The sequence below is a fragment of the Streptomyces sp. NPDC043680 genome, from assembly GCF_056436685.1.
Window position 1 is genome coordinate 391,170 of record NZ_JBWKCE010000004.1, and the last position, 25,138, is coordinate 416,307.

General features: G+C 73.4%; 25 protein-coding genes. 15 read left to right on the top strand and 10 right to left on the bottom strand.

Annotated elements, in window-relative coordinates; all coding sequences use genetic code 11:
- From AC0666_RS11420 to hypE, 10 genes are all read left to right on the top strand, one after another.
- Positions 1-720 carry a DUF6084 family protein gene (locus AC0666_RS11420; RefSeq protein WP_468963757.1) on the top strand — a complete coding sequence of 240 codons (720 nt, stop codon included), beginning with the start codon at positions 1-3 and terminating at the stop codon, positions 718-720.
- Positions 717-2,147 (top strand): hypothetical protein, encoded by a 1,431-nt coding sequence (locus tag AC0666_RS11425; protein ID WP_468963758.1) that lies wholly within the window; start codon positions 717-719, stop codon positions 2,145-2,147. Before AC0666_RS11420 ends, AC0666_RS11425 begins: the two co-directional genes overlap by 4 nt.
- Positions 2,144-2,674, top strand: coding sequence for a hydrogenase maturation protease (locus AC0666_RS11430; protein WP_468963759.1), 531 nt, complete (start codon positions 2,144-2,146; stop codon positions 2,672-2,674). The genes AC0666_RS11425 and AC0666_RS11430 overlap by 4 nt, the downstream gene beginning before the upstream one ends.
- 10 nt (positions 2,675-2,684) lie before the next feature.
- Positions 2,685-2,792 carry a DUF6893 family small protein gene (locus tag AC0666_RS11435; protein ID WP_468579122.1) on the top strand — a complete coding sequence of 36 codons (108 nt, stop codon included), beginning with the start codon at positions 2,685-2,687 and terminating at the stop codon, positions 2,790-2,792.
- A gap of 135 nt (positions 2,793-2,927) precedes the next feature.
- Positions 2,928-3,362, top strand: coding sequence for a hydrogenase maturation nickel metallochaperone HypA (gene hypA, locus AC0666_RS11440; RefSeq protein WP_468963760.1), 435 nt, complete (start codon positions 2,928-2,930; stop codon positions 3,360-3,362).
- Between the two features lie 3 nt (positions 3,363-3,365).
- Positions 3,366-4,232, top strand: a complete 867-nt coding sequence (gene hypB, locus AC0666_RS11445; RefSeq protein WP_468963761.1) for a hydrogenase nickel incorporation protein HypB — start codon at positions 3,366-3,368, stop codon at positions 4,230-4,232.
- Positions 4,232-6,622, top strand: coding sequence for a carbamoyltransferase HypF (hypF, locus tag AC0666_RS11450; RefSeq protein ID WP_478707505.1), 2,391 nt, complete (start codon positions 4,232-4,234; stop codon positions 6,620-6,622). The genes hypB and hypF overlap by 1 nt, the downstream gene beginning before the upstream one ends.
- The gene (locus AC0666_RS11455) at positions 6,591-6,932 is read left to right on the top strand and encodes a HypC/HybG/HupF family hydrogenase formation chaperone (RefSeq protein ID WP_468963763.1); all 342 of its coding nucleotides are present in this window, start codon (positions 6,591-6,593) and stop codon (positions 6,930-6,932) included. Before hypF ends, AC0666_RS11455 begins: the two co-directional genes overlap by 32 nt.
- Positions 6,929-8,089: a hydrogenase formation protein HypD gene (gene hypD / locus AC0666_RS11460; protein ID WP_478707506.1), complete on the top strand. Its 1,161-nt coding sequence runs from the start codon at positions 6,929-6,931 to the stop codon at positions 8,087-8,089. The genes AC0666_RS11455 and hypD overlap by 4 nt, the downstream gene beginning before the upstream one ends.
- Before the next feature lie 16 nt (positions 8,090-8,105).
- Positions 8,106-9,167: a hydrogenase expression/formation protein HypE gene (gene hypE, locus AC0666_RS11465; RefSeq protein ID WP_468579594.1), complete on the top strand. Its 1,062-nt coding sequence runs from the start codon at positions 8,106-8,108 to the stop codon at positions 9,165-9,167.
- 59 nt (positions 9,168-9,226) lie between these two features.
- Here the strand turns inward: hypE and AC0666_RS11470 are convergent, their stop codons facing one another.
- The 4 genes from AC0666_RS11470 to AC0666_RS11485 all read right to left on the bottom strand — a co-directional run bounded on the left by AC0666_RS11470 (position 9,227) and on the right by AC0666_RS11485 (position 14,108).
- The gene (locus AC0666_RS11470; RefSeq protein WP_468579592.1) at positions 9,227-10,726 is read right to left on the bottom strand and encodes a M4 family metallopeptidase; all 1,500 of its coding nucleotides are present in this window, start codon (positions 10,724-10,726) and stop codon (positions 9,227-9,229) included.
- A 299-nt stretch (positions 10,727-11,025) separates the two neighbouring features.
- Complete coding sequence (locus tag AC0666_RS11475; RefSeq protein ID WP_478707507.1) at positions 11,026-12,078, bottom strand: M4 family metallopeptidase; 1,053 nt, start codon at positions 12,076-12,078, stop codon at positions 11,026-11,028.
- Positions 12,079-12,188: 110 nt separating this feature from the next.
- Complete coding sequence (locus AC0666_RS11480) at positions 12,189-13,034, bottom strand: class II glutamine amidotransferase (protein ID WP_468579590.1); 846 nt, start codon at positions 13,032-13,034, stop codon at positions 12,189-12,191.
- 99 nt (positions 13,035-13,133) lie between these two features.
- Positions 13,134-14,108, bottom strand: coding sequence for an LLM class F420-dependent oxidoreductase (locus tag AC0666_RS11485; RefSeq protein ID WP_468963766.1), 975 nt, complete (start codon positions 14,106-14,108; stop codon positions 13,134-13,136).
- 268 nt (positions 14,109-14,376) lie between these two features.
- Between AC0666_RS11485 and AC0666_RS11490 the strand changes: the two genes are divergently transcribed.
- The 4 genes from AC0666_RS11490 (at position 14,377) to AC0666_RS11505 (ending at position 17,686) form a co-directional block, all read left to right on the top strand.
- Entirely contained in the window at positions 14,377-15,138 is a 762-nt protein-coding gene (locus tag AC0666_RS11490; RefSeq protein ID WP_468963767.1) for a DUF72 domain-containing protein, read from the top strand.
- A gap of 414 nt (positions 15,139-15,552) precedes the next feature.
- Positions 15,553-15,912, top strand: a complete 360-nt coding sequence (locus AC0666_RS11495; RefSeq protein WP_361717919.1) for a PRC-barrel domain-containing protein — start codon at positions 15,553-15,555, stop codon at positions 15,910-15,912.
- Positions 15,909-16,574 carry an HAD family hydrolase gene (locus AC0666_RS11500; RefSeq protein ID WP_468963768.1) on the top strand — a complete coding sequence of 222 codons (666 nt, stop codon included), beginning with the start codon at positions 15,909-15,911 and terminating at the stop codon, positions 16,572-16,574. The genes AC0666_RS11495 and AC0666_RS11500 overlap by 4 nt, the downstream gene beginning before the upstream one ends.
- A gap of 14 nt (positions 16,575-16,588) precedes the next feature.
- The gene (locus AC0666_RS11505) at positions 16,589-17,686 is read left to right on the top strand and encodes an NAD-dependent epimerase/dehydratase family protein (RefSeq protein WP_468963769.1); all 1,098 of its coding nucleotides are present in this window, start codon (positions 16,589-16,591) and stop codon (positions 17,684-17,686) included.
- A 33-nt stretch (positions 17,687-17,719) separates the two neighbouring features.
- On the opposite strand, the gene AC0666_RS11510 is transcribed toward AC0666_RS11505, so the two are convergent.
- From AC0666_RS11510 to AC0666_RS11535, 6 genes are all read right to left on the bottom strand, one after another.
- Positions 17,720-19,123, bottom strand: coding sequence for a L,D-transpeptidase (locus AC0666_RS11510; protein ID WP_478707508.1), 1,404 nt, complete (start codon positions 19,121-19,123; stop codon positions 17,720-17,722).
- Between the two features lie 215 nt (positions 19,124-19,338).
- Positions 19,339-19,566 (bottom strand): DUF6296 family protein, encoded by a 228-nt coding sequence (locus AC0666_RS11515; RefSeq protein ID WP_468963771.1) that lies wholly within the window; start codon positions 19,564-19,566, stop codon positions 19,339-19,341.
- 94 nt (positions 19,567-19,660) lie between these two features.
- A complete protein-coding gene (locus tag AC0666_RS11520) occupies positions 19,661-20,863 on the bottom strand; it encodes an FUSC family protein (protein WP_468963772.1) in 1,203 nt (400 codons plus the stop codon).
- A 125-nt stretch (positions 20,864-20,988) separates the two neighbouring features.
- Complete coding sequence (locus AC0666_RS11525) at positions 20,989-21,654, bottom strand: maltokinase N-terminal cap-like domain-containing protein (protein ID WP_468963773.1); 666 nt, start codon at positions 21,652-21,654, stop codon at positions 20,989-20,991.
- A 61-nt stretch (positions 21,655-21,715) separates the two neighbouring features.
- On the bottom strand, positions 21,716-22,336 hold the full coding sequence (locus AC0666_RS11530; protein ID WP_361717939.1) for an L-threonylcarbamoyladenylate synthase: 621 nt from the start codon (positions 22,334-22,336) through the stop codon (positions 21,716-21,718).
- Positions 22,337-22,353: 17 nt separating this feature from the next.
- Positions 22,354-24,297 carry a glycoside hydrolase family 15 protein gene (locus AC0666_RS11535; RefSeq protein WP_478707509.1) on the bottom strand — a complete coding sequence of 648 codons (1,944 nt, stop codon included), beginning with the start codon at positions 24,295-24,297 and terminating at the stop codon, positions 22,354-22,356.
- Positions 24,298-24,685: 388 nt separating this feature from the next.
- Between AC0666_RS11535 and AC0666_RS11540 the strand changes: the two genes are divergently transcribed.
- Positions 24,686-25,087 (top strand): VOC family protein, encoded by a 402-nt coding sequence (locus AC0666_RS11540; protein ID WP_059417535.1) that lies wholly within the window; start codon positions 24,686-24,688, stop codon positions 25,085-25,087.
- Positions 25,088-25,138: the final 51 nt, after the last annotated feature.

Sequence of the window (25,138 nt, forward strand, 5' to 3'; positions counted from 1 at the left end):
ATGACGGACCTCACCTTCACCTGCACCGGGGTGCGCGCCGACCCCTACGCCGCGGGCCCCACCCTCGTCTTCCGGCTGCGCATCACCGCCTCCGAGGGCACCCGCGTCCACGCCCTCGCGCTGCGCTGCCAACTGCGGATCGAACCGGCCCGGCGCAGCTACGGACCCGACGAGGCCGAGGCGCTCCAGGACCTGTTCGGGGACCGCTCCCGCTGGGGGACCTCCCTGAAGCCCGTCCAGTTCGCCCAGGTCGCCGTGATGGTGCCCAGTTTCACCGGGGAGACCGAGACCGACGTCGTCGTGCCGTGCACCTACGACATGGACATCGCCGCCGGCCGCTACCTCAGCGCCCTGGACGAGGGCGAGGCGCCGCTGCTGATGCTGTTCTCCGGTACCGCCTTCACCGGAGCCGGGGGCTTCCACGTGGAGCCCGTGCCCTGGGACCGGGAAGCCTCGTACCGGATGCCCGTGGCGGTGTGGCGGGAGATGATCGAGCAGCACTTCCCCGGCTGCGGCTGGCTGCGGCTGCCCCGCGACACCATGGCGGACCTCCTCGCCTACCGCTCCCGGCACGCGCTGGCCTCCTGGGAGGCGACCGTACGGGCCCTGCTCGACGCGGCGCAGTCCGCCGCGCCACGACCCCCGGGCTCCTCCCCGGACCCCGCCTGGGCGGGCGCCGTACTGCCGCGGGCCTCCGCCACCGGAAGGACGGCGCCGTGACCACGACGACCCTGCCCGCCTCCCGCTTCGCCGCCGCCCGGCAGGTGGCCGACGCCGTCCTGTTCGAGGGGTACGTGCTGTACCCGTACCGGGCCTCTGCGGCGAAGAACCGGCTGCGCTGGCAGTTCGGAGTGCTGGTACCGCCCGCCTGGGGCTCCGCCCACGGCGAGCACTGCTTCCAGCGGACCGAACTGGTGATGGAGCCGAGGGGCGACGCCACCGTCCACGTCGAGGCGCGCTTCCTGCACGCACAGCGGCGCACCGTCGAAGAGGCCCGCGGGGACGGCACGTTCGCGGCCGTGGCCGAACTCCACCTGCCCGACCGGGTGCTGGTCCCCTGGGACGAGGGAACCGAGGAGCGGGTCGAGATGAGTGTGCGCGTCGCCGAACTGGAGGCGGGCGAGGTCTGCCTGCCCTTCGCCCGGCCGGCCCGCGAGGAGACCGAGCCCGTCCTGGACGCGGCCGGGCGCAGCGTCGGCCGGCTGGTGCGGCGCACCGAGCGGATCGACGGGGTGGTGCGGCTGCGGGCCGAGGAACTGGCCGTGCCGTACCGGGCGTTGAAGCTCACCGCCGTGGTGGAGAACACCAGTGCCTGGGATCCGAAGGCCGAAACCGTCGGCCGAGCCGACCGCGAGGAGGCGATCCCGCGCTCGCTCGTCGCCGCCCACCTCCTGCTCTGCCTGGACGCCGGATCCTTCCTTTCGATGACCGACCCGCCCGAGTGGGCCAAGGGCGTGGTCGCCGCCTGCTCCAACCAGCACACCTGGCCGGTCCTCGCCGGGGAGAACGGCCGCGCCGACGTGGTCCTGTCCTCTCCGATCATCCTGGAGGACCACCCGGCGATCGCCCCCGAGAGCGCCGGGGCCATGTACGACGCCACCGAGATCGACGAGATCCTCGCGCTGCGCACGGCGGCCCTCACCGACCAGGAGAAGCGCGAGGCCCGCGGCACCGACCCCCGGGCCGCCGCCGTGATCGACCTCGCCGACTCCATGCCTCCCGAGGTGCTGGAACGCCTGCACGGCGCGGTCCGGGCCCTGCGCGAGATCACCGGACCGGCGTCGCCGACGGCCCCTCCCCCCGGGGAACTCCCGCAGGACGACACCGTGTTCCGGCAGGACACCCCCTGGTGGGACCCGGCCCGCGACGACACCGCAGACCCCTCGCGGGACCGGATCCTCGTCGACGGCACCCCGGTCGGCCCGGGCAGCCGCGTCCTGCTGCGGCCGGGCCTGCGCCGCAGCGACGCCCAGGACCTGTTCCTCCAAGGGTGCAGCGCCCGGGTCGAGGCCGTCCTCCACGACGTCGACGGCGGCGTGCACCTCGCGGTCACCGTCGAAGGGGATCCGGGCGCCGACATCCGCCGGGAACAGGGCCGCTTCCTGTACTTCCAGCCCGACGAGGTCACCCTGCTGGAGGACGCGTGAGAGGCTCGACCCTGGTCGCCGGCATCGGGAACGTCTTCCTCGGCGACGACGGATTCGGCGTCGAGACCGTCCGAAAGCTCCGCGAGCCCGGCCGGCCGCTGCCCGCGCACGTGGAGGTGGCGGACATCGGCGTCCGCGGGGTCCACCTCGCCTACCAGCTCCTCGACGGGTACGACACGCTCGTCATGGTCGACGCCACCGCCCGGGGCGGCGCCCCCGGCACCCTGTACCTGATCGAGGCGCCCGAACCCGGATCCGTATCCCCGCAGAGCGCCGTGCTCGACGGGCACCACATGTCGCCCGACGCCGTCCTTGCCCTGCTCGCCACCCTGTGCGAGGGCGCCGGCGGCACCCCGCCCCGGCGCATCTGGGTCGTCGGCTGCGAACCCGGCTGCCTGGACGAGGGAATGGGTCTCAGCGCCCCGGTGGCCGCCGCCGTGCCGGAGGCCGTACGGATGGTCCACGACCTGGTCCGGCAGCCGGACGCGGAACCGCTCGACGAGGAACACAACGCCACAGCCACCTGAGGAGGATCCCGTGAACAAGTCCCTCATCGGCGCCACGGCCGTCGCCGTCGCCCTCGCCGCCGTCCTGGCGGTGACGCTCCCCGACCTCAAGCGGTACCTGCGCATCCGGCGGATGTGACCGCGGCCTGCCGCCCGGAACCGCCCCCGAACCGCCCCGGCGCCCGAACGGCGTACGGGGCGGCGGCGCGTCGGCGCGCCCGACCGCCCGGTCCGTCGCCGCCCGGTCTAATGAGGCCCGGCAGGACGGAGACCCATGCACGAGATGTCGATCGCGACGGCCGTGGTGAGCCAGGTGCAGGAAGCGGCCGAGGCAGGTGGCGCGAGCACGGTCACCTCGGTCCGGCTCCAGGTCGGGGAGCTGGCCGGGGTCGTTCCGGACGCCCTCGCCTTCTGCTTCGAACTCGTCTGTGCCGGAACGCTCCTCGAAGGAGCGGAACTCGTCACGGAACCCGTGGCCGCCCGCGCCCGCTGCGGTTCCTGTGCGCAGGACTGGGCGGTCGGCATGCCGCCGCGGCTGACCTGTCCCCAGTGCGACCGGGCGACCGGCGTCGAACTGATCAGCGGGCGCGAACTGCAGATCCTCGACGTGTGCTGGCAGGAGGGGCCGGCCGAAGCCGCCGGCCCGGCGCCCGCCCCGGCTCCTGCCCTCGCCGCCCGCACCCGCGAACCGATCCCCGAGGAGCGCTGAACCATGTGCCGTGTGGTCGACCTGAAGCAGGCGGTCCTCGCCAAGAACGACTCGCTCGCGCAGCGCCTGCGGGCCGAACTGGCAGCCCGCGGTACCACGGTGGTGAATCTGCTGTCCAGCCCCGGCAGCGGGAAGACGGCCCTGCTGGAGCGTGAACTCGGCCTGTCGAGGGAGCGGGGCATCGCCGTCGCCGCCCTGACCGCCGACCTCGCCACCGAGAACGACGCGGTGCGGCTGGCGCGTTCGGGCGCACCCGTCAAGCAGGTGCTCACCGACGGGCTCTGCCACCTGGAGGCCGGGATGCTGGGCCGGCACCTGGACGGCTGGCTGCCGCAGGAGACCCGGCTGCTGTTCGTGGAGAACGTCGGGAACCTCGTCTGCCCGGCCTCCTACGACCTCGGCGAGTCACTGCGCGTGGTCCTGGCCTCCGTGACGGAGGGCGAGGACAAGCCGCTGAAATACCCCACGGCGTTCGGCCTGGCCCAGCTGGTGGTGGTCACCAAGACCGACATCGCGCAGGCCGTGGAGTTCGACGAGGCCGCCTTCCGCGCCCACGTCCAGCAGGTCAACCCCGGAGTGGAGGTGGTCCTGACCTCAGCGCGCACCGGTGAGGGAGCCGGGCTGCTCGTGGACCGGGCGCTGGCGGCCGGCGAGGGAGGAGCCGTGCACACGCCGGTCATGGCCCGGCAGCGGACCACCGCGCCGCACGCACACGGCGGCAGCGACCACGATCACGGCGGCCACGACCACGCTCACGGCGGCGCCGACCCCGGCCACGACCACGGTGGCGAGGACCACGACCACGGCCCCGATCACGGAGACCCCGCCCAGCCGCTCCCCCCGCGCCCGGCCGCGGCCCCCACCCGCTGATGGAGGCCGTGCAGCGCCGGCGGGTCGTGGTCCGGGGCGTGGTCCAGGGCGTGGGCTTCCGGCCGTACGTCTACACCCGTGCGACCGGACTCGGCCTCGCCGGGCACGTCACCAACACCCCGGAGGGCGTCGTCGCCGAGGTCGAGGGCACTGCCGCCGCCGTCTCGGCCTTCTGCGAGCGGCTCGCGGCCGACGCACCGCCCCTGGCCGTCGTCGACGCCGTCGACCACTGCGAGGTCCCGCCCGCCGGTGGCGCGGGCTTCACCATCGTCGCCTCCCGCTCCGGCGGTCCCGCCCGCACCCTCGTCTCCCCGGACGTGGCCACCTGCGCCGACTGCCTGGCCGAGCTCGCGGACCCGGCCGACCGGCGCCACCGGCACCCCTTCATCACCTGTACGCACTGCGGCCCCCGCTTCACCATCGTCACCGGCCTGCCGTACGACCGGGGGCACACCACGATGGCCGGCTTCCCCCTGTGTCCCGACTGCGCCCGCGAGTACGCCGACCCGGCCGACCGGCGCTTCCACGCCCAGCCCGTGGCCTGCCCCGCCTGCGGACCCCGGCTGCGGCTCCTGACCGGCACGCCCCCGCGCGAGGCGGCGGAGGCCGACCCGGTGGCAGGGGCCCGGAGGCTCCTCGCCGAGGGAGCGATCCTCGCCGTCAAGGGCCTGGGCGGCTACCACCTCGCCTGCGACGCCGGCCAGGCCGGGGCCGTCGCCGAGCTGCGCCGCCGCAAGGCGCGCGGGGACAAGCCGTTCGCCGTGATGGCTGCCGCCCTCGCCGACATCGAGGGCCTCGTCGAGCTCGGCCCGGCCGAACGCGCCTTGCTCACCGGCCCGGTGCGGCCCATCGTGCTGCTGCGCCGCCGCCCGGCGGCCGACCGCACGGTGGCCGACGCGGTCGCCCCGCGCTGTCCCGACCTCGGCGTGCTGCTCCCGTACACCCCCGTGCACCATCTGCTGTTCGGGCTTCCCGGGGACCCGGCCGGCCCGCGCCTGCTCGTGATGACCAGCGGCAACCTGTCGGGCGAGCCCATCGTCACCGACGACGCCGAGGCGCTGGAGCGGCTCGGCCACCTCGCCGACGCCTGGCTCACGCACGACCGCCCCATCCACGTGCCCTGCGACGATTCGGTCGTCCGCGTGTGCGACGGGGAACCGCTGACCGTCCGCCGCTCCCGCGGCCACGCCCCGCTGCCCCTGGCCCTGCCGCTGCCCGTCCCGCCCTCCCTCGCCGTCGGCGGAGACCTCAAGAACACCTTCTGCCTCGGCGAGGGCCGCCAGGCATGGCTGTCCGCGCACATCGGCGACATGGACGACCTGGCCACCCAGTACGCCTTCGAACGCGCCGAGCAGCAAATGGAGTCCATCACCGGCGTCACCCCCGCGCTCCTCGCGGCGGACCGGCACCCGGGCTACCGCTCCACCGGCTGGGCCCGGCGCACCGCCGGGGCCCGACCCCTGATCCGCGTACAGCACCACCATGCGCACATCGCCTCCGCGATGGCCGAGCACGGCCTCGACGACACGGCCCGGGTGATCGGCATCGCCTTCGACGGCACCGGGTACGGAGACGACGGCGCGGTGTGGGGCGGGGAGGCCCTCGTCGCCGACTACGCCGGGTACCGCCGGTTCGGTCACCTCGGATACGTGCCGCTGCCGGGCGGGGACGCCTCCGTACGGCGGCCCTACCGGATGGCCCTGGCACACCTGTGGGCGGCGGGCATCGACTGGTCACCGGACCTCCCCTGTGTGGCGGCCTGTCCGCCGCGGGAACTGGACGTGCTGCGACGCCAGTTGGAGCGGGATCTGCACTGCGCGCCCACCTCCAGCATGGGGCGGCTCTTCGACGCGGTCTCCTCCCTGGCCGGGGTGTGCCACCTCGCCGGGTACGAGGCCCAGGCCGCGGTCGAGCTGGAGTCCGCCGCGCTGTCGGCGGCCCGCGCCGAGCCGGGCGGGGAGCGCTACGCCTTCGCCCTGCGCCCCGCACAGCCCGGCGGCCTCCCCGGCCGGGACCCGGTCACGGCGGATCCGGCCCCCGTCCTCGCCTCGGTGGTGGCCGATCTGCGCGCCGGCACACCGGCTCCCGTCATCGCGGCCCGCTTCCACCACGCGGTCGGCGCCCTGGTGGGTACGTGGGCCGCCCTGGCCCGCGAGCGGCACGGCCTCGACACCGTCGCCCTCACCGGCGGGGTCTTCGCCAACACCCTGCTCTCGTCCGCATGCGCGAGCGTGCTGCGCGAGCGCGGCTTCACCGTTCTGCGCCACCACCGCATCCCCCCGAACGACGGGGGGCTGGCCCTCGGCCAGCTCATGGTGGCGGCCTGCGCACCGCACCACCCACAGCAAGGAGAGGGCCATGTGTCTGGCGGTACCCGGCAGAGTGCTTGACATCGGGGAGAAGGACGGCACCCGCATGGCGACCGTCGACTTCGGCGGAGTGGTCAAGGAGGTGTGCCTGGAGTACCTGCCCGACCTCCAGGTGGGCGAGTACGCCATCGTCCACGTCGGCTTCGCACTCCAGCGCCTGGACGAGGAGTCGGCCCGACAGACCCTCGAACTCTTCGCCCAGCTCGGCATGCTCCAGGAGGAGTTCGGCGACCCCTGGGAGCGGGCTGCCGCCGAGGCGGGCGCCCAGGACTGGCCCTTCGCCGAAGGGCTTCCGGCCGGGGACGCACCACAGGAGGCACGGCAGCAGTGAAGTACATCGACGAGTTCCAGGACCCCGAGCTGGCCCGCAGGCTGCTCGACGACATCCACGCCACGGTGACCCGGCCCTGGGCGCTGATGGAGGTCTGCGGCGGCCAGACCCACACCATCATCAGACACGGGATCGACCAACTGCTCCCCGAACAGCTGGAGTTGATCCACGGGCCGGGCTGTCCGGTGTGTGTGACCCCGCTGGAGGTCATCGACAAGGCCCTGGAGATCGCCTCCCGGCCGGATGTCGTCTTCTGCTCCTTCGGTGACATGCTCCGCGTCCCCGGCACCGGCCGCGACCTCTTCCAGGTCCGCAGCGAGGGCGGAGACGTACGGGTCGTCTACTCCCCGCTCGACGCCCTGCGGATCGCGCAGCAGAACCCCGGCCGCCAGGTGGTCTTCTTCGGCATCGGCTTCGAGACCACCGCACCCCCCAACGCCATGACGGTGTACCAGGCGAAGAAGCTCGGCATCCCGAACTTCAGCCTGCTCGTCTCCCACGTGCGGGTGCCCCCCGCCATCGAGGCGGTCATGACCTCGCCGAGCTGCCGGGTGCAGGGCTTCCTCGCCGCCGGGCACGTCTGCAGCGTGATGGGCATGGGGGAGTACCCCGAACTGGCCACCCGCCACCGCGTCCCGATCGTGGTGACCGGCTTCGAACCGCTGGACATCCTCGAAGGCGTCCGCCGGGCGGTACGGCAGCTGGAACGCGGCGAGCACACCGTCGACAACGCGTACGCGCGCGCCGTGCGCCCGGAGGGGAACCCGGCGGCCCTCGCCATGCTGGAGGACGTCTTCGAGGTGACCGACCGCGCCTGGCGCGGGATCGGCGTGATCCCGCGCAGCGGCTGGCGGCTGTCCCCCCGCTACCGGGACTACGACGCCGAACACCGCTTCTCGGTCACGGACATCACCACGCAGGAGCCCGCCGAGTGCCGTAGCGGCGAGGTCCTCCAGGGCCTGATCAAACCGCACGAGTGCGAGGCCTTCGGCACCACCTGCACCCCGCGCACCCCGCTCGGAGCCACGATGGTCTCCAGCGAGGGCGCGTGCGCCGCGTACTACCTCTACCGGCGTCTGGAGATCACGACCGCCCGGAAGGGCGGGGCCCCCGCCCCGGCCGGGTCCGAGCCGCTGGAGGCGAGCCCCGTTGCCTGACACCGCGTCCGACACCGTGTCCGACCCCGCACTGGACGTCACCGGCTGGACCTGTCCGGCCCCCCTGCGCGACCGCCCGCGGGTGGTCATGGGCCACGGCGGCGGGGGCTCACTGTCCGCCGAGCTCGTCCAGCACGTCTTCGCCCCCGCCTTCGGCGGCGAGGTCCTCGCCCAGCTCGGCGACTCGGCCGCCGTGACCCTGGGCGGCGCGCGGCTGGCCTTCTCCACGGACTCGTACGTGGTGCGGCCGCTGTTCTTCCCCGGCGGCTGCATCGGCGACCTCGCCGTCAACGGCACGGTCAACGACCTCGCCATGAGCGGAGCCCGGGCCGCCTACCTGTCCTGCGGGTTCATCCTCGAAGAGGGCGTCGAGATGTCCGTGGTGGCCCGGGTGGCCGAGGCCCTCGGCGCGGCGGCGCGTACGGCAGGCGTGGAGGTGGCGACCGGCGACACCAAGGTCGTGGAAGCCGGCCACGGTGACGGCATCTACCTGAACACTGCCGGCATCGGCCTGATCCCCGACGGGGTGGACCTGCGGCCGCAGCGCGTCGTGCCGGGCGACGTCGTCATCGTCAGCGGGGACATCGGCCTCCACGGGGTGGCCATCATGAGCGTCCGCGAAGGCCTCGAATTCGGGGTGGACGTCGAGAGCGACTGCGCGCCGCTGGGCGGGCTCGTGCAGGCCATGCTCGCCGTCACACCCGATCTGCACGTCCTGCGCGACCCCACGCGCGGCGGACTGGCCGCGGCGCTGGGCGAGATCGCGGCCGCCTCCGGCACCGGGGTCGTCGTCCAGGAGAGCCGGGTGCCGGTCCCCGAGGCGGTGCGCGGCGCGTGCGCGGTCCTCGGACTCGACCCCTTCTACGTGGCCAACGAGGGCAAGCTCGTCGCCTTCGTTCCGCGCGAGCACGCCGACGCGGTCCTCGACGCGATGCGCGCCCACCCGCTCGGCCGGCACGCGGCGGTGGTCGGAGAGGCGGTCGAGGCCCATCCCGGGCTGGTCGTGGCCCGCACCGGCCTCGGCGGGACCCGCGTGGTGGACCTGCCGATCGGGGAACAACTGCCGCGCATCTGCTGAGGCACCGGGCCCGCCGTGCCGGGCCGCCCGCAGGGCGGCACCGACACGGCGGTTCGGGGTCACTTCACGTTGACCGCGGTCCAGGCGGCGGCGACCGTCTGGTACTCGGTGCTGCCGGAGCCGTACAGGTCCGCGGCGGCCTGCAGGGTCGCCGTCCGGGCGCCCGCGTAGTCCGTCGAGGAGGTCATGTACACGGACAGCGCCTTGTACCAGATCTTGTACGCCTTGGTCCGGCCGATCCCGGTGACGGTGGAGCCGTTGGCGGTGGGCGAGTTGTAGCTCACGCCGTTGACGGTCTTCGCGCCGCTGCCCTCGGACAGCAGGTAGAAGAAGTGGTTCGCCGGGCCGGAGGAGTTGTGGACGTCGAGGCGGCCGACGTTGCGGTCCCAGTAGTCAGCGGAGGCACCGTCGCGGCTCGGCTTGTCCATGTACCGCAGGGGCGTGCCGTTCCCGCGGATGTCGATCTTCTCGCCGATGAGGTAGTCGCCGGGGTCGGAGGCGTTGGCCGCGTAGAACTCGACCGCGGTGCCGAGGATGTCCGAGGTCGCCTCGTTGAGGCCGCCGGACTCCCGGCTGTAGCGCAGGCCCGCCGTGGAGGCGGTCAGACCGTGCGACATCTCGTGGCCGGCCACGTCGAGCGAGGTCAGCGGCTTGGTGTTGTTCGCTCCGTCGCCGTAGGTCATGCAGAAGCACGAGTCGGACCAGAAGGCGTTGACGTAGGCGTTCCCGTAGTGGACGCGGGAGTACGCCGCGACGCCGTCGCCGCGGATGCCGAGGCGGCCCAGCTCGTTCTTGTAGAAGTCCCAGGTGACGGCCGCACCGTAGTGCGCGTCGACCGCGGCCGTCTGCCGGTTGGCGGGGGTGCCGTCCCCCCAGGTGTCGTCGGCGTCCAGGAACAGCGACCCGGTGCCGTTGGTGCCGCCGGCCAGGTCGTAGGTCTTGTGGCCGCCGCGGGCGTCGTCGGTCAGCTCGAACTGGGACCCGTTGGCCTTCGTGCCGAGGGTGACGGAGCCGCTGTACTCGCTCTTGCCGATGCCCGTCTCGATCCCGTCGTACGAGTAGAGCACCTTGCCGCTGCGGGCATCGGTGACGGTGTGCAGCTCGCTCGGCGTACCGTCGTGGCCGACGCCTTCGGTGACGGTCTCCCAGGCGAGCACCGGCGTCCCGCCGGCGGCCCAGACGACCTTGCGGGCGCCCTTGGGAGCGGCGAGCGAGGCGGTCTTGGTGTCGACCGATATCCGCGCCGCGGTCGCCTTGGTGGTGGAGCGGGCGCCGTTCTTCCCGGTGTGCACGACCAGGTCGCCGCCGAGGACCGGCAGGCCGGCGTACGTGCGCTCGTAGCGGGTGTGGACGGTACCGTCCGCGTCCTTGACGACGTCCCGGACCACGAGCGCTTCCTCGCCGGCGAGGCCGATGGCCTTCGCGGTGTCCGCGGCCTCGGTCTGGGCCTGCGCGATGGCGGAGGCGCGCGCCGGGCCCGTCAGGGCGACGGCCGTGGCTCCGGCCTCACGGTCGGCGGAGGCCTGGGCGGGACCGCTCTGCACCGCGAGGGCGACCATCGCGGCGGAAGCGACGAGGGCGGCGGCGCGCAGCACGTGGATGCGGCTGTGGGAGGTGGGGGTTGAGGACGTGGGGTGAGTCACTCGATCTCCTTGGCTGGCCGTGGGGGGCAGTGCAGGAGAGAGTGCCAGGAAGTGGCCGATCATTGACAGGTGCGCAACAAGAATTTGACCTTCTGTTGTCCGAAGGCTGCACGTCCGTGTCCGCTCAGCGGTGAATCGGCATGGAATTGGCCGGATTTGACACGGTGTCGGTTCCGGCCCCCGACCGGGCGCGGAACCGACACCGTATGCAGTGGTTACCCGACTCCGGGAATCTGGCGGGCCCGGAACGCGGCGCGGACCGCGTCCGCTGCGCTCGTGCCGTACATGCGCCGGGCCGTCGCGATGGTCGTCAGCGCCGCGTCCTGGAAGCTCGTGTCGGGGCGGAAGCCGAACTGCGCGTTCACGATGATCCGGTCGGCGGTCCGGGCGCCCAGGGTCCCGCGGATGTCGAACAGCGCCCGCGACCAGATCTCACCGTCCGCGTGCACCTCGCCCACCCGGTCCGCGTACACCTTGTCGCCGTCGATGCGGCGCAGGCAGTGCGGAGCCGCGCTGTATCCGGTCGAGTCCCAGTCGGCGACACACGCGAGGTCCGTCCTGCGCTGCCACCCGTGGACCTCGTCCGCGTGCGCGCCGACCTCGACCGCGAGGTAGTCCCCGAAGGCCTCGCCGATGGCACCGGCCTCCGGAGAGGTGCCGAAGCCGGGGACCTGCGCGTTGTGCACGGCGTGGCCGTACTCGTGGACGATCACCTCGGCGTCCTCGGCGTCGTCCACACCGCCCTTGCCGAAGCGGATCTCGGCCTTCTTGTCCGTGAAGAAGGAGTTGTCGGCCCCGTACTGGTTGATCCGGACCGGCTGCGCGCGGTCGTTGGCCCCCGGCAGCTCGCTGCCGAAGCCGAGGCCCTGGAGGTACTCCTGGGCCTCGTTCACCCAGAAGTAGGCCATGACCTGCTCGAACTGGTCGTCGGCACGGGTGTAGGCGCCCGCGTCCGCGGTCTTGGCGGAGCTGCCGGTGTCGGAACGGACGTACGCCCACCTCCCCGACAGCGACCCGCTGGCATCGAGGTTGCGCAGGGCCGCGGTGGCGTACGCCGACGCGGGTACGGCGTCGGCGGCGTCCTTCGCGTCGGTCAGCGTCTGGTCCCCGGAGGACTGGACCGGATTGACCATGAAGAGGCGGGCCTGAGGCAGCGACGCCTCGGAGCGCGCCCCCGAGGGCAGGGCCGAGACCGGACCGGCCAGGGCGAACAGGGCCGCGGTGCTGGTGGCCGCGGCTATCAGGCCGCGGGATGTGCGGCGGGCCATAGACGTCTCCCGTGATGGAGTGGTGGCGTATGCGGCCGCGATCTTCGCGTACGCCCGCTCCATTTGGCCAGGGGTCCGGCCCGGGAGTTTCGCAGGAGGTGCAGGACGGTTCAGGGCAGTTCGGGAATGAACGGCAGATAGTCGACCGTGCCGTCGGAGGGCACGACGGCGTAGCTCGCCTCGGGCAGCTCGTTCCACACGCCGGGGAGGTCACCCAGCGGTTCGGAGACGACCAGCCGGGTGTCGTCGGACACCTTGCGCAGGTACGGCAGTTCGGGATAAAGCTGGCGTACGGTCTCCGCCCGGCTGCTGTAGAAGAGGGAGCGGGACCTGCCCTCGCTGGAGTAGCGGAAGGCCCACACCTGCGCGCCGTCACTGACCGCCACGGTCATCTGCATGGGATCCGGGACACCGTGCTCCTTGCCGAGCCGCTCCACCAGGCCCACCATCCGGGCGACCGCCCCGGGCGGGTCCTGGTCCAGGCCGAAGGTGACGGCCAGGTAGAACATCACCTCGGAGTCTGTCGAACCCTCGATGCACGGGAACAGCGCCGGGTCGACGGCCATGCAGAGGTCGCGCTGCAGGCGGTGGAAATCGGTGATCGCTCCGTTGTGCATCCACATCCAGCGGCCGTGCCGGAAGGGGTGGCAGTTGGTCTGCTGGATGGCCGAACCGGTGGAGGCGCGCACGTGCGCGAAGAACAGCGGCGAGCGCACGTGCGAGGCCAGTTCGCGCAGATTGCGGTTGTTCCAGGCCGGCCCGATGTCACGGTACACCGCAGGCGTACCGTCACTCTCGGGGTCGGCGCTGTACCAGCCGATGCCGAAACCGTCGCCGTTCGTCGACTCGACGCCCATCCGCGCACGCAGACTCTGATTGATCAGTGAGTGCTCCGGCTTGTACAGCACCGCGTCGAGAAGCATCGGCGTACCGGAGTAGGCGAGCCAGCGACACATCAGCATCATCCCTCTCCTGCGCCCCGTCCGAGCCTAACGCGCTCCGGACGGGGATGCGCCGTCCGCGCCGGACGGCGCATCCCGGCCCCGGACCTCGGACTACGCCGGCCGCAGCTCGCGCAGGGCCGGGAGCAGCGTGGATCGGGCCCACTCAAGGAACGGCTCCTGGTGGCCGCCGCCCACCTGGACGAGGGCGACCTCGGAGAAGCCCGCGTCGACGTACGGACGCACCGCCTCGACGAAATCCTCCACGTTGTCGCCGCACGGAATGCTCTGCGCGACGTCCTCCGGGCGGACGTGCTCGGACGCCTGCTCGAAGGAGGCCGGACCGGGCAGCTCCGCATTGACCTTCCAGCCCAGCGCCGACCAGCGGAACTGCTCGTGGGCCCGTTTGACGGCGGCGTCACGGTCCGGGTCGTAGCACACCGCCAACTGGCCCACGGCGGGCTTTCCGGCCCCGCCGGCCCGGGCGAAGGCCTCCAGGAGCTCGCGTTCGGGGTCGATCGCGATCACCAGATCGGCCAGCCGGCCCGCCAGCTCGCACGAGTGCTCCCCGGACACCGCCACCCCGATCGGCGGGGGCTCCCCCGGAAGATCCCACAGCCGGGCGTTCTCCACGTCGAAGTGGCGCCCGTGGTGGCTGACCGTCCCGCCCTCGAACAGCGCCCGGATGATCCCCACCGCCTCCTCCAGCATCTCCAGGCGGACGTGAGCAGCGGGCCACCCGCGCCCGACGACGTGCTCGTTGAGACGCTCCCCGGAACCCAGGCCGAGCCGGAAGCGGCCCCCGGACAGCTCCTGCAGCGTCGCGGCCTTCTGGGCCACCACGGCAGGGTGGTACCGCATGGTGGGGCAGGTCACGTAGGTCATCAGCGGGATCGTCGAGGTGGCCTGCGCGGCCGCCCCGAGCACGGTCCAGGCGTACGGGGCGTGCCCCTGCGCCTCCAGCCACGGGAAGTAGTGGTCGGAGGTCACACAGAAGTCGAACCCCGCCTGCTCCGCGCCGACGACGTGCTCAACGAGCTCACGCGGTCCGGCCTGCTCGGTCATCATCGTGTATCCGATTCGCACCATGCGCGACGTCTTGCCGCAATGTACGCGCATGAAACCCGGGACGCACCCGTTGGAGCAGGGCGGGGGGCACGCTGCACCCGCCGGGGCAGCAGGGCCGCGCTTGCCCGGCAGCGGGCCGGGTACGCGCCGGTCAGGCGGATTCCGATCGGAGAACGGGTGCCGGAATGGACGGCGACGAGCTCTCGCCCCGCGAGCGGGCGCTGCGGGCGGAAAGCGAACAGGATCCGAGGCGCGACGAGCCGTCGGCCTCGGACCCGGGGTAGCAGCCATGCCCGTGCACGTGGGAACCTCCGGATGGCAGTACCGGGACTGGTCCGGGCTCCTCTACCCCGAGGACCGGCCGCAGCGGCTGTGGCTGGAGGAGTACGCCCGCCACTTCCGCACGGTGGAGAGCAACAACGCCTTTTACCGGCTGCCCGACCCGCGGACCTTCGCGGCCTGGCGCGAGCGCACCCCCGACGGCTTCGTCATGGCCGTGAAGGCCAGCCGCTTCCTGACCCACATCAAACGCCTCCGTGACCCGGAGGAGCCGGTGCACCGGCTCATGGAGCACAGCAGTGCCCTCGCCGAGCGGCTGGGCCCCGTCCTGCTCCAGCTTCCCCCCACGCTGCACGCGGACCCGCAGGCGCTGGACAGGTGTCTGCGCTGCTTCCCCGCGGGCACCCGGGTGGCCGTGGAGCCGCGGCACGCCTCGTGGTGGAACGCGGATGTGCAGGCGGTCCTCACCGAACGGGCCGCGGCCCTGTGCTGGGCGGACCGGGACTCGCGCCCGGTCACCCCGCTGTGGCGCACCGCCGACTGGGGGTACGTGCGCTTCCATGCGGGCCGGGCCCGCCCCGCCCCCCGGTACGGCAGGACCGCCCTGCGCTCGTGGGCAGCCCGCATCGCCGAGACCTGGCCCGCGGACGCCGAGGTCTACGCGTACTTCAACAACGACACGGGCGGTGCGGCCGTCCACGACGCCCGGGCCTTCATGCGCCTGACCGGGGACCGGGGCCCGGTCCCCGGTCAGGCGCCGCCGGTCAGGTGACCGGGCCGGTCAGGTGACCGGTTCGGGCGCCGGTACCGGCCCGGGCAGCGGCCCCGGCTCGGGGTGCGGCTCCGGCCGCGGCGCAGGATCGGGCTGCGGGTCCGGCTCGGGCTGCGGCGGCGCCGGCGGCACCGGATCCGGGCCGCCGGGAGCGGGCACCGGTCCGGGCAGGGGGCCCGGCTGAGGCCCGGGGCCGGGGCCGGGTGCGGGCGTGGGACTCGGGGGTACGGGGTCGCGCGGGGGAGTGCCCATGGTGGCCTTCCTGGCTCGGGGGACCTTCCAGGGGGCGGCTACCCCCGCCGCGGCCGCCGACACGGCCGGGCCTCCCGGCCTGGCGGGCGGCATAGTGCAGGCTGGACAGGGCAGGTGCGTCGGTGAACGTCATCGGTCATTCCGGACAGAGGAGCCGCTCGCATGATCGTCAATCTGTGGGGATACCGTGAGACCTCGGGCAGGCTGGAGGGGGTCGACCTGACCGGGTACAAGGTCGAGGCCGTCGACGGCGCCATCGGCAAGGTGGACAAGCACTCCGACGAGGTCGGCGCCGCCTACCTGGTGGTCGACACGGGCCCGTGGATCTTCGGCAAGGAAGTGCTCCTGCCGGCGGGCACCGTCTCCCGCATCGACCCCGAGGAACGGAAGATCCAGGTCGACCGCACGCGCGACCAGATCAAGCACGCGCCCGAATTCGTCAGGGACAGGCACCTCGGCGACGCGGACTACCACCGCGTGATCGGGGTGTACTACGGCAGCGGACCGGAACACCGGGCATGACCCGCGCTGCCCTGTTCGACGTCGACGGGACGCTCACCGACACCAACCACCTGCACGTCACGTGCTGGTGGGAGGCGCTGCGGCAGGCCGGCCACCAGGTCCCCATGCACGCCATCCACCGCGCGATCGGCCTCCCGGGCGAGGACCTGCTGGCCCACCTGCTCGGCGACGGGCGCGACCAGGACGAGGACGAGGCGCTCAAGGCCGCGCACGAAACGCTGTACGGCACGTACTTCGACCGGCTGCCCCGCATCGACGCCGCCGACGAACTGCTGCGCGCACTCCACGGGCGGGGCTGGCGGGTCGTCCTCGTGACCTCCGCGAGCGGCGCCGAACTCGGGGCGCTGAAGCGGGCCATCGGGGCGGACGACGCGATCACCGACAGCGGCAGCTCCGACGACGTCGACCGCGGCAAGCCCGCCCCCGATCCCGTCCACCACGCCCTCAAGCTCGCCGGGGCGGACGCCCCGGACTCCGTGCTCGTCGGCGACACGGTGTGGGACATGAAGGCCGGAGCCCGGGCCGGGGTCACGTGCGTCGGCCTGCTCTGCGGCGGCATCCCGCGCGGCGACCTGGAGGAGGCGGGGGCCCGCGCCGTGTACCGGCACCCCCGCGACCTGCTCGACCAACTCGACCGCAGCCCCTTCGGGGCACCCTCCTGAACGGAGCCGCCGCCATGACCGCCGCCCCCGCACCCGGCCCGGTGCCCGTCCCCGGATCCGCCGCCGAAGAGCCGTCCGGAGACGGCCTGCGCGTGGTGGTCGTCGGCGCCACCGGCAACGTCGGCACCAGCGTGGTCCAGGCCCTGGCCGACCACCCCGCGGTGGCCTCCGTCACCGGTCTGGCGCGCCGGGTACCGAACTGGCAGCCCCCGAAGACGCACTGGCGGTCCGTCAGCATCGAACCCGGCGGTCAGGACCTGGTCCCGCTGTTCGACGGAGCGGACGCCGTGGTCCACCTGGCCTGGAAGTTCCAGCCCACCCACCGCCCCGCCGAGACCTGGGAGACCAACGTCCTCGGCTCCCTCCGCGTGTTCGATGCCGTGGCCGCCGCCGGGGTGCCCGCCCTCGTCCACGCCTCGTCCGTCGGCGCGTACTCGCCCGGCCCCCGCCACCGTCCGGTGGACGAGTCCTGGCCCACCCACGGCTGGCCGCAAGCCGCGTACTGCCGCGAGAAGGCCTACCTGGAACGCGTACTCGACGCCTACGAGGCCGTCTTCCCCGGCATCCGCGTGGTCCGGATGCGCCCCGCCTTCCTCTTCAAGCGGGAGTCCGCCTCCGAGCAGCGCCGGATCTTCGCGGGCCGCCTGCTGCCCGGCAGCCTCGTACGCCCCGGGCTGATCCCCCTCGTGCCCGAGCTGGAGGGCCTGCGCTTCCAGGCCCTCCACACCGACGACGCGGCGGCGGCCTACCGCGAGGCGGTGCTGCGCCCCGTGCGCGGCGCGTTCAACCTCGCCGCGGGCCCGCCGCTGGACGGCGCGACCCTGGCCCGCATCTTCGCCGCCAAGCCCGTCCGGCTGCCCACCGCAGCCGTGCGGGCAGGGCTCGCCGCGGCGTGGCGCATGCGGCTGGTCCCGGCGTCCCCCGACCTGTTCGACGCGGTGCTGCGACTGCCCCTGCTGGACGCCTCGCGCGCCCAGGAGGAGCTGGGCTGGCAGCCCCGGCGCAGCTCGGTCGAGGCCTTCGAGGAGTTCCTGGCGGGCCTGCGGGAGGGCGCCGGGATGCCGACCGCCCCCCTGACGCCCACCGGCCGGCCGTCCCCGTCCGGCACCTGACCGCCCCGCCGCGCCGGCCGGCGGACGGGGCGGTCAGGTCAGGGGGCGCAGGCGGGCGGCGCTGCCGGGGGAGGACGCCGGGGAGCCGGAGGCGGGGGCGGCCGCGGCGCTGAGGGCGCTGCCCGCCTGCCAGGCCCGCCAGTCGAGGTTCCAGTCGCCGAAGCCGTTGTCGAACGGCGCCATGCGCTCGCCCTCGCTGTTCACCACCTCCACGATGTCGCCTTCCCGTACGGTCCGGAAGAACCAGGCGGCGTCCGCGGTGCTCATGCCGGTGCAGCCGTGGCTGACGTTCTCCTCGCCCTGCGATTCGACCGACCAGGGCGCGGCGTGCACGTACTCGCCGCTCCACGTCACGCGCGTCGCGTAGAAGACCGGCATGTCGTAGAACTCGCTCGTCCCGCGCTGGATGCCGACGCTGTCCCCCCGCATCCGGACCTGGTACTCCTTGCTCAGGACGACCTTGATGCCGCTGCGGGTCCGGAAGCCCGCCTTGCCGGTCGTGACCGGGATCGTGCGCAGGACGCGCCCGTTGCGGCGGACGGTCATCTCGTGCGCCGCCGCGTCGGTGACCGCCTCGATCCGGTCCCCGACGGTGAACTGCACGGCCTCCGACGGGCCTCCGTACCGGTGGTCGCCGACCTCCACCCCGTCCAGACCGCTGCGCACGCGCACCACGGCGTTGGCGGGCCAGTACGTACGGGGCCGGTAGTGCAGGGTCGAGTCGTCGACCCAGTGCCAGGCGCCCTCCACCGCGGGCACCGAGGTCACCTCCAAGGACCGCTCCAGCCGGGCCCGCGCCGCGCGGTCGGCGGCCGGAACCGGGTGGCTCAGGGCCGCCGTCACGATCTGCCCCGCCCCGTACGTCCCCGGCCGCGGCCCGAAGTCCACCGTGAGCCGGCCCCGCTCCCGCGGCGGGGCGGTGCGGAACGCCATGGTCACCCCGACCGGGGTCCCGGAGGCGTCCTGCGCGCCGACGCGGACGGTGTAGGTCTCGCCGGCCCGCAGCGGCTCGGTGTTGGTCCACTGCCGGCTCTTCGGGGCGAGCGTGCCGCCCACGTAGCGCCCGTGCCCGTCGCGGACGGTGACGTCGGTGAGCCGGCCCGGGTCGGCGAGGGAGATCTCCAGCGGGCCGCCCGCATCGGTGGGGAACACCACCGTGCGCCCTGCCTGCGCCGCCTTGCGGGAGGCGGGGCCGCGCTGGACGGAGCCCGCTCCCCGCGCGGTGGCCCGCACCCGCTCCTCGCGCCAGCCGGTGCACCGTCCGGCGCGGAACGCCTCCCCCGCGCACCGCTCGGCGGCGCCACCGCGGCCCTCGTCCAGGGCCCGGCCGACCAGCAGCGTCACCGCCGCGTCCTGGCCGGTGGGCCAGTAGCGGGGCACATCGGGCGCAGGCAGGCTGCCGGGGGCCGCGGCGACGACGAGCGCGGCCCCGGCCACCGCGGCGACCGCGCTCCACAGCCTGTTCCGTCGCGTCGAGGTCGAGGTCGAAGTAGGTGTCGGTGTCGGTGACGTGGCCACGCAGCCCTCCCGGTTCGCCCACGGCTGGAATACCAGCATCAAAGCGACTGCGGACCGAAATAATGATCATGCACTCGGGTCGTGCGGCCGAACGGGGGGCCAAGAGAACTCGAACGGAGCAACGCGCCGTGCGGTCAGGGCAGGGCCTTGACCCCCACCACCCTGGCCGGGCTCTGCGCGCCCCCGGAGGCCAAAATGCGTACTTCCCCCTGGTCGCTGATCTCCGCCCGGACGATTCCGGTGGCATCCTCGTAGACCGGATGGCCGCCCGGCCCCGTCTGGCCGTTGGGCTCCACGACGACGACGTCCTCGCCCCCCTCGGGGCCCTCGGAAAACATCAGCTCGTAACGCTGGGAACTCATGTGTGTCCTCCCTCGGCCGGGCGCACGGAGATCTCCCCTTCCATCATGCGCGCAGGTAGTGAGGGTCGCCCGGCCAGTGCCGGTCGCCTCCGGGTCAGCGCCGGGTCAGCCGGGCGAGCACGCCCGCGGGCCGGGGCCGGGCCCGGTCGAGCTCCTCCACCAGGCGTTCCGTCCGCTTCTCCACGCCGAGCTCGTCCAGGACCCGGTCCACCTCGGCCAGCAGCGCCCCGTGCAGCTGCCACTGCGCGGGATCGCCCCGTACCTCGTCGAGGAGCAGGTGGGCCACCCGGTCGCGGGCGGTGCGGGCGGCCTCAAGGGCGCTGGCGAGGTCCTCCTCGGCCTGTTCCGCGTTCGCGCTGATCTGTGCGGTGACCAGCGTGGCGAAGCTGGCCACGGCCGTGGCCTGGTGGGTGAACAGGGCGTGCAGTGCCGCCGCGACGTGCTCGGGGTACAGGGAGCCGTGCGGGCGCGCCTTCGCCAGGTCGGTCAGGGTGCGGCAGGCCACCCGCAGGACCACCGCGCAGATCTCCAACGTGTCCAGCCCGGTGCGCAGGACCACCCGCTGGAGCAGGCTCTCCTTCACCCGCGGGTTCAGCCGCAGGCTGTCCTCGGCCTGCCGCAGGGCCGCGTCCACCTGCACGATGTCGTGGTCGAGGCGGCGCGCCTCGTGCAGCCGCTCGGCCGCCTGGGGGAAGGCCGCGCTCCCGGTGCGCCCGGTGAGACCGTCGCGCATGTGCCCCAGCAGCTCGCCCATCCGGGCGGCGAGGCCGGTGATGGCGGCCCCGGCGGGCGCCGTCCACACGGGCGGGGTCAGGAGCAGGTTGAACAGGAAGCCGACGACGGCACCGATCAGGGTCTCCAGCACCCGGTCCCAGGCCGTCTCGCCCACCCGGGCCACGCCGAGCACCAGCATCGCGCTGATGGCGACCTCGGGCACGAACTCGTCGACGCGTACGAGGTGCCCGACGGCCAGGGAAGCGAGGATGACCAGCCCGAGGCTCCACCAGGTGAGCCCGACGAGGGTGCTGAACAGGACGGCGACCAGGACACCCGCGACCACCGAGTTCACCCGCCTGATGCTGGTGGTGAGCGTGGCGTACAGGGTCACCTGGACCACCAGCAGGGCGGTGAGCGGTGCGGTCAGCGGGGCGGGCTCACTGCTGAGGGCCAGGGCGACGACGTAGCTGACCACGGCGGCGGCCGTCGAGCGGACCGCCTGCACCACCACGGGTTCCCGGCGGTGGCGTACCAGGTGTACGAGATCGCGGACGGAATCGGGGATCACAGGAGTCGGCATATGCCCCCGCTTGCCCACTGGGCACACGAAACACACCTACACCGCATTTCGCCACCGCCCTGGCCGTGTCCGCCGAGACGCACGGCCGGCGCGGTGCCTGCCCGCGGCTGCGCCCGGCCGGCGGCCTACGCGTGCACGACGGCGTACCGGCCCCGAGCCGTTCGCCCGTCCGGGAGTGTCCACTCTGCGGTGACGTGCCCGAGGGGCGGTGCGTCGGCGGGGGCCTCCGGTTCGGGCCGGAGCACCCGCCGGATCCCGAGGGTCAGTTGCCCGCCCGCGCCCCCTACGAGGAGCTCCGTGGCCGACGGCCCGTCCGCCACCACCGCCAGCCCCTCCGGCGCCTGCGCGGGCACCTGCACGCTCCCGGCCAGATGGGCGGCGACGGTCGGGTCGGGCGTGTCGCTCACGCTCTGGGCCTGCGGCTCCGCCTCGCCCCGGAGGAAGGCTGCCAACTGGGCGAGCAGGACCGGGTCGTGGGCCCCGTCGTAGATCCACCGGCGTCCCAGCACCCCGTGCTCGGATGTGCCGACGAGGGCCTCCTCCGCACCCTCCAGGGGTGCTCCGCGGTAGGTGAGGGGCACGTGGTACGTCACCGGCTCCGGCCCCGACTCGTCGGTGACCGCCATGAACTCGATCCCGACCTCCCCCTTCGGGTCGTCCAGCCGGAAGCCGCCGGCCTTGCTCAGCCGCGGCTCGCTCCCGGTGGCCCGGTACCAGGACCGGCCGGGCAGCCACGAGGCGAGCAGCTCCAGCTTCGTGGGGCTCATCGTGGTGCGGTGGATGACGGCCATGCCTCGAACACCCTTTCTCTGACGCCTTGTTCGAGGGGGACGCTACACCGCCCCGGCACCGTCACTCGAAGCGGCTGGTGTCCCCGGCCCCGCGCCGTACGATCTCGGCCTCGCCGCCCGAGAAGTCGATGACCGTGGTCGGCTCGGTCCCGCAGTCGCCCGAGTCGACCACGACGTCCACCACGTGTTCGAGCCGTTCCTTGATCTCCCAGCCCTGCGTCATCGGCTCGCTCTCGTCCGGGAGGAGCAGGGTGCTGGACAGCAGCGGCTCCCCGAGGTCGGCGAGCAGGGCCTGGGTGACGACGTGCTCGGGGATGCGGACGCCGACCGTCTTCTTCTTGGGGTGCAGCAGTTGGCGCGGCACCTCCTTCGTCGCCGGCAGGATGAAGGTGTAACTGCCGGGCGTACTCGCCTTGATCGCGCGGAACACGTCGTTGTCGACGTGCACGAACTGCCCCAGCTGTGCGAAGTTCTGGCACACCAGCGTGAAGTGGTGCCGGTCGTCGAGACCGCGGATCGACCGGATCCGGCTGAGCCCTTCCCGGTTGCCGAGCTGGCAGCCCAGGGCGTAGCAGGAGTCCGTCGGGTACGCGACGAGCGCGCCGGAGCGGATGCTGTCGGCAACGCTGCTGATGGTGCGCGGCTGAGGGTTCTCAGGGTGCACGTCGAAGTACTTGGCCATCCGCCGAGCGTACGCGATCAGCCGGTCCGCACGACCGCACCACCGGCCGCCGTACCCGCCCGCGCCGTGCCCGCGGGCATCGGCGGGGTCGGCTGCGGGGAGCCCTCCAGGGCCAGCGCGGTGAGCACGACCAGTGAGTCCGTCCAGCCCAGGGGAGCGACCGAGGACGGCAGCCCGGCCCCGTTCACGGTCTCGGGGAGCTCGCCCAGCCCGTTCCGCTTCGACAGCACCCAGTCCAGCACCCTGCCCGCCCTCGCCTGCTCGCCCGTACCCGACCAGGCGAGGGCGAAGAAGGAGGTGCTGGCCGTCCAGGCGGACGATCCCCAGCTGAAATCGGGGTCGTTGCCGGGTGAGACGCCGCCGTTGGGCAGCAGCAGCGCCCGATAGGCGGAGTCCAGGGCCTCGCCGAGGTCGGGCGGGGCGCTGTTGAACGGCGGCGCCATGAACGCCACCGCGCTGTCCCGGCCGTGCCTGCCGTCTGCGGTCCGCTGGTAGCCGAGCGGGGCGAAGACGTCGGCGATGCCCGCGGACAGCCGCCGGGCCGCCTCCGCCCAGCGCTCGGCGTCGTCGCTCATGCCCAGCCGGGCGGCCAGGTCGGCCGAGGCGTTGAACCCGGCCAGCAGCGGGGCGGCGGTCCCGATGTTGGTGGTCGCGGTGCCCAGCTCCCAGTAGTCCGGGGACGCCGGAGGCAGCCCGTTCGGTCCCAGCGACCGGGCGGCGTAGTCGGCTGCCTTCCGCACCATCGGGTAGAGCGTGCGCAGGCGTTCGTCCCGCTCGTCCGGCGGCGCCGCCTGGTACCACTGCCAGGTGGCCCAGGGCACCCAGCCGTTGCCGTCGAGCTGCCACGGGCGGGCATCGGGGGGTCCGCTGCCGTCCAGCTTGGTCCGCGCCTCCCAGGTCCCGTCGGCCCGCTGGGTGCGCGCGTCGTAGCCCAGGATCCGGTACGCCTCGTCGTCGTGCCCGGTGGCGGCGAAGGCGGCCGCGGCGAAAGCGCCGTCCCGGGGCCAGGAGTACTCCCACGGCGGCGACCACCCCGCGGCGAACGCGCCGTTCGGCTTCAGCAGCGCCCGCATCGACAGCAGGGCGCGCTGCGTCGCGTCCCGCTGCGCGGCGGTGGTCCCCGGCACTCGGCCCGCGTCCAGCCAGCCGCGGCTCTCCTCGATCTGCGCGACGGCCCCCGCGTCGTCCGCCTCGACCACGGCGGACGCGGAGGCGCCCTCGGGCAGGTACCGCCACCGGCCGGACGGCAGACGCAGCACGTTGCTGCCGTCGACGTAGGAGGCGCCGACGGCGAAGGAGGGCAGTACGGCCTCGGTGGCCGCCCCGTTGGTCAGCAGCCCCGCCGTACGGGCCGCGAGCGCCGAGGCGGGCACGTAGCAGGGCTCGGTCTCACCGCAGCGCTCGCTCCCGGTGGGATTGACGTGGAAGGCCGGCCGGGCGGTGGTTTCGGCGTGCCAGCCGCCCCAGTACGCCCGGTCGTAGTTCCAGCTGGTCAGCGAGCCGGCGACGGGCTGCTTGGTGCCGTACCAGGCGACGGGTTTGCTCTCCGCCGTGGTCGCCTGCACGAACAGGTAGTACGTGGCGCCCGCGGTGACGGAGGCGCTGACCGGGAACTCGACCCAGCCCGCGCCGGCCCCGCCCAGCGCGGCGAGGTTCACGGTCTTCGAGGCGACCACCGACCCGGCGTCGGCGCGGACCCGGCGGACCTGGGCGGTCACGGTCCCGGTCGCGGCGCCGCTGCCCAGGTAGACACTGACCCGGGAGAGCCGGGTGCCGGCCACCGTGAAGGCCTGGGCCGCCGCGTTGTTGGCGGACTTCACGCTGAACAGGGCGGTCTCGCGGCGGGGCTGCCCGTCGTAGGCCGCGGCGGCCTCGGCTGCCGCGGCGTTCGGGAGCACGGCGGGAACCCCCGTCAGCGCCAAGGAGAGCAGAGCGGGCAGCAGGGCCCTCGCCATCACCATCGGGTACCGGCCCTTCCGTTGCTCGACGGGCGCGGCCGGGCGGAGGGTGCCGGAGCGCCGAAAGCTGGACCCACCTTGCACGCATCCGGTCCCGGCGCAGGGGGAGCGGGGACGTGTTTCACCTGATGGGGCCTTAACGGCATCCGATCGTGTGACCGGACAGGACCGGACAGGACAGGACCGGACCGGAGCCGCCGGGATCCTGAGGGTCCCTACGAGCTGTCCGGCCGATCACGTGCGAAGGGACGGCGTCACCGGCCTCGGCATGCGACCCCGGCAGCAAGCCTCGAAGCCGTCGGTCGGCAGATTTCCTCCGTCCATCCGTCACATTCTCCTGCCCGGGTCCGTCAGGGAGATGAAAGAGACCGACGGATGGAAGGACCACCCCATGCTGACCAACGTCATGTACGTGACGCTGTACGTCACCGACCAGGACCGCGCACTGCGGTTCTACACCGAGCAGCTGGGCCTGGAGAAGCGCATCGACTTCCCGAACCCTGGCGGGCGCTTCCTCACCGTGGGCGTCCCCGGCAGCCCCGTAGAGATCCTCCTGTGGGCGCACGCCCCGGCCGCGGGCCAGCCGGCCGAGCCGGGCGCAACGCCCGGCCCGGTCATCCTTGAGTCGGACGACCTGCGCGCGGACTTCAAGGTGTTCCGCGACCGGGGTGTGACCTTCGACGAGCCGGAGCCGGTGGACTACGGCTTCGGCGTCCGCATCGAGACGGTGGACCCGGACGGCAACCGCATCTCGCTGCGCGAGCGCAGCCGCGCAGGCCGTGACGACGGCTGACCGTTCGTAGACCCGGTGTGGCAGGCGCGGCCCCGGGCCGGGCCTGCCACA

Excerpts from the sequence above, each read along its gene's own strand:
- AC0666_RS11520 (WP_468963772.1), bottom strand. The coding sequence starts at position 20,863 with ATGCCGACTCCTGTGATCCCCGATTCCGTCCGCGATCTCGTACACCTG.
- AC0666_RS11535 (WP_478707509.1), bottom strand. The coding sequence starts at position 24,297 with ATGGTGATGGCGAGGGCCCTGCTGCCCGCTCTGCTCTCCTTGGCGCTG.
- AC0666_RS11495 (WP_361717919.1), top strand. The coding sequence starts at position 15,553 with ATGATCGTCAATCTGTGGGGATACCGTGAGACCTCGGGCAGGCTGGAG.
- AC0666_RS11525 (WP_468963773.1), bottom strand. The coding sequence starts at position 21,654 with ATGGCCGTCATCCACCGCACCACGATGAGCCCCACGAAGCTGGAGCTG.
- hypA (WP_468963760.1), top strand. The coding sequence starts at position 2,928 with ATGCACGAGATGTCGATCGCGACGGCCGTGGTGAGCCAGGTGCAGGAA.
- hypF (WP_478707505.1), top strand. The coding sequence starts at position 4,232 with ATGGAGGCCGTGCAGCGCCGGCGGGTCGTGGTCCGGGGCGTGGTCCAG.
- AC0666_RS11490 (WP_468963767.1), top strand. The coding sequence starts at position 14,377 with ATGCCCGTGCACGTGGGAACCTCCGGATGGCAGTACCGGGACTGGTCC.
- AC0666_RS11470 (WP_468579592.1), bottom strand. The coding sequence starts at position 10,726 with ATGGTCGCCCTCGCGGTGCAGAGCGGTCCCGCCCAGGCCTCCGCCGAC.
- AC0666_RS11530 (WP_361717939.1), bottom strand. The coding sequence starts at position 22,336 with ATGGCCAAGTACTTCGACGTGCACCCTGAGAACCCTCAGCCGCGCACC.
- AC0666_RS11505 (WP_468963769.1), top strand. The coding sequence starts at position 16,589 with ATGACCGCCGCCCCCGCACCCGGCCCGGTGCCCGTCCCCGGATCCGCC.
- AC0666_RS11420 (WP_468963757.1), top strand. The coding sequence starts at position 1 with ATGACGGACCTCACCTTCACCTGCACCGGGGTGCGCGCCGACCCCTAC.
- AC0666_RS11480 (WP_468579590.1), bottom strand. The coding sequence starts at position 13,034 with ATGTGTCGCTGGCTCGCCTACTCCGGTACGCCGATGCTTCTCGACGCG.
- hypB (WP_468963761.1), top strand. The coding sequence starts at position 3,366 with ATGTGCCGTGTGGTCGACCTGAAGCAGGCGGTCCTCGCCAAGAACGAC.
- AC0666_RS11485 (WP_468963766.1), bottom strand. The coding sequence starts at position 14,108 with ATGGTGCGAATCGGATACACGATGATGACCGAGCAGGCCGGACCGCGT.
- AC0666_RS11500 (WP_468963768.1), top strand. The coding sequence starts at position 15,909 with ATGACCCGCGCTGCCCTGTTCGACGTCGACGGGACGCTCACCGACACC.
- AC0666_RS11475 (WP_478707507.1), bottom strand. The coding sequence starts at position 12,078 with ATGGCCCGCCGCACATCCCGCGGCCTGATAGCCGCGGCCACCAGCACC.
- AC0666_RS11540 (WP_059417535.1), top strand. The coding sequence starts at position 24,686 with ATGCTGACCAACGTCATGTACGTGACGCTGTACGTCACCGACCAGGAC.
- AC0666_RS11455 (WP_468963763.1), top strand. The coding sequence starts at position 6,591 with ATGTGTCTGGCGGTACCCGGCAGAGTGCTTGACATCGGGGAGAAGGAC.
- AC0666_RS11515 (WP_468963771.1), bottom strand. The coding sequence starts at position 19,566 with ATGAGTTCCCAGCGTTACGAGCTGATGTTTTCCGAGGGCCCCGAGGGG.